The sequence below is a fragment of the Leucobacter celer subsp. astrifaciens genome (assembly GCF_001273835.1).
GTDB lineage: Bacteria > Actinomycetota > Actinomycetes > Actinomycetales > Microbacteriaceae > Leucobacter > Leucobacter celer.
In genome coordinates this window covers 1-5,203 of record NZ_JHEI01000149.1, presented here as the reverse complement: position 1 = coordinate 5,203, position 5,203 = coordinate 1, and the positions used below count along the sequence as shown (strand labels likewise).

Sequence of the window (5,203 nt, the reverse complement as noted above, 5' to 3'; positions counted from 1 at the left end):
TCATCTACCGCCTCGAAAACTAGAACATGCTCGGGCACCGGAGCGTTCGCTCCGGTGCCGTGCCCACGAAGGGATGCAGAACTCGGATGAGTCCGGAAGGAATCAAGCGCGTCGGCCGCTTCGAGCTGAGGGCGAGCACCGCCGTAGCGCGCGTTGTCGCTGCGGCCCTGACGATGCTCTGCGCGGTGCTCGTGTCAGTCGCGCTCTCCGCGCCGGCGTTCGCGGCGGAGGCGCCCGAGGCTCCGGCACGGAACGCGCTCACGACGGAGAACGCCGGAGGTGTGGAAGTGCAGCAGGAAGGCGCCAGGGCCACGGTGGAGGTCGATGCGGATCGCGTCGATGCCGATCGGGTCTACGCGTACGTCTACGCCGGTGATGCCGAAGCGGTCGACGTGGGCTGGCAGGAACTCGACGCGGGCGTGTTCGACGTGGACCTCTCGCTCATGCCCGCCGGCGAGGTGGTCGTAGCGGTGCTCGCCGGCGGCGGAGACCTGCTGGGGTGGGGCGTCGCCGAACTCTCGACCTCGGATTCCCACGCGCCGGCGACGGCGGATTCGTCGGCCGGGGGCGGGTTCCCGTGGCCGGTGCTGCTCTGGGTCCTCGTCGGTGCTGCAGCGGTCCTCGCGGTCGTGGTCGTGCTGGTGCTCAGCCGTCGCCGCTCGGGGCATTCCGGTGCTCCGGCCGCCGCTGTCGCCGAGCGCCCGGACGCCTGAGCGGCGGCTGCGCGGACGGATCGGGCGTGACATCCAGCGCCTGAGCCATTACTATGCAATCAGTTCATCTGATGTAACTAAGGTTTAACTTATTCACAGCAGGTGTGCTGGTGGAGAAGATTCGAATTTCGGAGCGTCCCGAGCGGTCGGCGGGCGTTCAACACCCCAGAGCCGCGGGCTCGAACAGAAAAGGAAGAGAATGAAGGACACGACATCCGCCTGGAGATCGAGAGGGGCGGCTGCGCTCGGCGCGGCCACTTGCCTCGCTCTGATCGCCGGGCCGATCCCCTCCGCGTTCGCTGCGGAAGACTCGGGATGGACCGCTGACGTCGCCACGTACGACACCGGCGTGAACAACGGCTACCAGCTCGCATTCGACGACGACAACCGGCAGGTCTACTTCTCGGATGCGAAGTGGCGCACCGAGACCAAGACCGCCGCGAAGAAGGAGTCGGATCCGTTCGACTGGACCGAGGTCACCGGCACCTCGCAGTCGAGCATGCGTACGACGTTCTCGCCGTACGGTGTGGCGGTCGACGGCAAGCTGAACGGCGGCACCGTGGTCACGACCACCGCGCGCCAGACGGCCGCGACTGCCTCGGGCGGCCAGTACGCCTACGGCGGTGGCGTGGTCATCTACACGGCCTCGCAGGGTGCTCCGACCGACGCCGATCGCGTGTTCGAGTTCGAGGACGGGTCACCGATCTTCTCCGGCGTGCGGCGCGTGGAGGTCGATGAGCAGAGGCACCTCGCGTTCGTGACGAACCTCGGCACCTCGCGCGGTGGCGCTGGTGGCCCCGAGGGCTTCATCGCGGTGCTCGACCTCGAGAAGCGCGGCGCCGAGGCCGTGGTCGCACGGGTGAAGATCCCGGGCGCCGTGGGCGCCGTGGGCATCACGGTCGACGAGGCGAACGGCATCGCGTACGCGGGCTCGATGGTGGGCGACAAGCTGTACAAGATCGACTACTCCGATCTCGACGCCAGCGACCCGAAGAACCTCGATCTGAACGCGGCCGCCGTGACCGAGCTGCCGGCGTCCGTCGGCGCGAACGCGCGCCCCACGTACAGCCCCGAGCTCAAGCGCGTCTACGTCTCCGCGTACGCCGCTCCCGCCGGCACGATCACCGTGGTCGACGCCGATCCCGCGAGCGCGAGCTACGGCGAGGCGATCGATACGATCACCACCGGCCCGACGAACTCCGTGGCCATCGACGGCGAACGCGGCCTGCTGTACTCGGCGAACCTGGGCGACAAGAAGGTCGCGGTGTTCGACACCGAGGACCACGAGCCGTTGCTCGAGGTGCCGACCTCAGGCAACGCCGTCAACCTCGGCATCGACCCCGATACGCGCGAGGTCTGGGTCTCCAACTTCGCCGCGGCCGGCAAGACCGACGTGTTCAAGGTCGAGGAGGTCGAGACGACGGCGCCGGCTCCGGCCGTCATCGACGTGCCCGACTCCGATAGCGTGCCCACGCAGTTCACCCATTCGACCGAGTGGGTGGCCGGGGAGTCACTGGAGGTCTCCGGCACCGGCTGGGTGAACGAGAACAACACCGGCTCGAAGATCGGTGTGAAGCTGGACGAGGGCGACACCGAGCGGACGACGCCCGTGGACTATCCCGATGCACCCGACGAGGTCTGGGCGGTCGTCGAGGCGGAAGCCGATGGAACCTGGACCGCTGAGTTCGACTTCCCCTCCGCCGATATCACCTCGACCCCCTGGTCCGCGGGCGAGTCGCACAGCTTCCGACTGCTGACCGGCGCCATCGGCGCCTCCGACAACGACCTGGTTCGCACCGTGCTGGGCGAGGTTGAGGTGGTCGCTGAACCGACCGTCGACTCGGGCGGCTGGCAGATCACGTCGAACAACGCCTACGACACGGGTGTGCAGAACGGTTACCAGCTCGCGCTCGACGACGACAACCGCACCGTGTACATCACGGACGCGAAGTGGCGCAGCGAGACCCGCAACGCCGAGACGGGCGACATCTCGGTCAGCGAGGGCACGGGCAAGGTGTCGCGCTTCAGCAGCGAGACGCACGCGAAGATCGACGAGCAGTCGTTCCTCGGGCTCAGCCGCAACGAGCGTCCGATCACGGTCAGCCCCGGTACGGGCAAGCTCGTGCAGTTCGACGCCGCGAGTGGCGAGCTGGACTCGAACCACTCCTTCCTGGACCTCAGCCGCAATGACGGCAGCGGTAAGGAGTCGGAGGCGTTCGATTGGACCGGTGTGACCGGCACCTCGCAGTCGAGCATGCGCACGACGTTCTCGCCGTACGGCGTGGCGGTCGACGGCAAGCTCGACGGAGGCACGATCGTGACGACGACGGCGCGTGCACGCGACGCAGCCGCGGGCTACGGCGGAAACGTGGTGATCTACACCGCTTCGCAGGGTGCACCGACCGACGCAGACCGGGTGTTCGAGTTCGAAGATGGTACGCCGATCTTCAACGGCATCCGTCGCATCGCGATCGACGAGCAGCAGCACCGCGCGTACATCACCAACCTCGGCAACTCGCGAGGCTCGGGCTCCGATGGTTACATCACCGTGCTCGACCTCACCAAGCGCGGTGCGGATGCAGTGCTCGCGCAGGTGACCGTGCCCGAGGCCGATGGTGCGGTGGGTGTGACTGTCGACGAGGAGAACAACCGCATCTATGTGGGTACCATGGTCGGCGAGAAGCTCTACGTCATCGACGGCGACGAGATCGACACGAGCGATCCGAAGTCGCTGACGCTGAACGACGATGCGATCACGGCGCTCGACGCGTCGGTGGGCGCGAACGCGCGTCCCACCTACAACGCCGAGCTCAAGCGCGTCTACGTCTCGGCGTACGCGGCTCCCAACGGCACGATCACCGTGGTCGACGCCGATCCCGAGAGCGAGACCTACGGCGAGGCGACCGACACGATCGTCACCGGCCCGACCAACTCGGTCGAAATCGATGGCGAGCGCGGTCTGCTGTACTCGGCGAACCTGGGCGACAAGAAGGTCGCGGTCTTCGACACCGAGGATCACGAGCTGCTGCTCGAGGTTCCGACCTCCGGCAACGCGGTGAACCTCGGCATCGACCCGGTCACCCGCGACGTGTGGGTGTCGAACTTCGCCGCGGCCGGCAAGACCGATGTCATCACGGTCAACGCCCCCGAGGGGCAGGATCCCGCCTTCACCTACACTCAGGTGAAGTCGAACACGACCGGCGATAACGCCGGTGTGCTGGTCACCCCGAAGGAGGTCGTGGTGGGCGAGCCCATCACCATCTCCGGCACCGGCTGGTTCAAGCAGGACGGCACCGGCGGATCCGCCGGTCCCATCTTCATCAACCAGCCCACGGGCGGCACCGGACCGGTGAACGTCGAGGGTCGCACGATCGAGAACCAGGTTCCCGGCAGCACCTACTCCGACGTGCGTGCGCACGGCGTGTGGCAGAGCGATGATGAGGGCAACTGGTCGATCACGATCCCGTTCCCGACCCCGGAGAACTCGACGCTCACGGAGGAGACGGCCTGGAAGGCCGGCGACGTCCAGAGCATCCGGATCCTCACCGGCTCGCTGGCCGCCGGCGATCACGGTCGCAACCCCACCGCGGAGTTCTCGGTTGTGGCTGCGCCGGTGGTTGATGTGGCGCCGGTGGTGTCGTCGTCGCCGGAGAGTGTGTCTGTGGTTGAGGGTGCTTCGGTGAGTTTCTCGGCTGCGGCTTCGGGTTCGCCTGTGCCGTCGGTGCAGTGGGAGTCGAAGAAGGGCTCGGGTTCGTGGGCTCCGGTTGCGGGTGCGACGTCGACGACGTTGGATCTTGCGAAGGTGACGACGGGTCTGTCGGGTACGCAGTATCGTGCGGTGTTCTCGAACAGTGCGGGGTCTGCTGAGTCGGATGCTGCGACGTTGACGGTGTCGAAGAAGCCGACGACGCCGGTGAAGCCGTTGCCGTTCACGGATGTGAAGAAGGGTGACAAGTTCTACACGGAGATCGATTGGATGTTCCAGAACGGTCTGACGACGGGTGTGAAGCAGTCGGATGGTTCGGTGAAGTACGACTCGAAGGCGGGGGTGTCGCGTGAGGCGATGGCCGCGTTCCTCTACCGGCTGGAGGGGAGTCCGAAGTTCTCGGCTCCGAAGGTGTCGCCGTTCGCGGATCTGAAGCCGTCGGACAAGTTCTACAAGGAGATCACCTGGCTTGCGGAGCAGGGGATCACGACGGGTGTGAAGCAGTCGTCGGGGAAGCCGAAGTTCTTGCCGAAGGACAAGATCTCGCGTGAGGCGATGGCGGCGTTCATGTACCGGTACGAGGAGAGCCCGAAGTATGCGGCTCCGAGTGTGTCGGCGTTCCAGGATCTCAAGAAGGGCGACAAGTTCTACAAGGAGATCCATTGGATGAAGGATGCGGGGATCACGACGGGTGTGAAGCAGTCGTCGGGCAAGCCCGCGTTCCAGCCGAAGAGTTCGGTGACGCGCGAGGCGATGGCCGCGTTCATCTACCGCCTCGAAAACT

Annotated in this window: 2 protein-coding genes; both read left to right on the top strand. The window is 66.4% G+C overall.

Annotated elements, in window-relative coordinates:
* Positions 1-86 precede the first annotated feature (86 nt).
* Positions 87-713 carry a hypothetical protein gene (locus AMS65_RS16690; RefSeq protein ID WP_053385309.1) on the top strand — a complete coding sequence of 209 codons (627 nt, stop codon included), beginning with the start codon at positions 87-89 and terminating at the stop codon, positions 711-713.
* A 199-nt stretch (positions 714-912) separates the two neighbouring features.
* On the top strand, positions 913-5,203 hold a 4,291-nt coding region (locus AMS65_RS16685), incomplete at its 3' end, for an S-layer homology domain-containing protein (protein ID WP_193787039.1).

Excerpts from the sequence above, each read along its gene's own strand:
- AMS65_RS16690 (WP_053385309.1), top strand. The coding sequence starts at position 87 with ATGAGTCCGGAAGGAATCAAGCGCGTCGGCCGCTTCGAGCTGAGGGCG.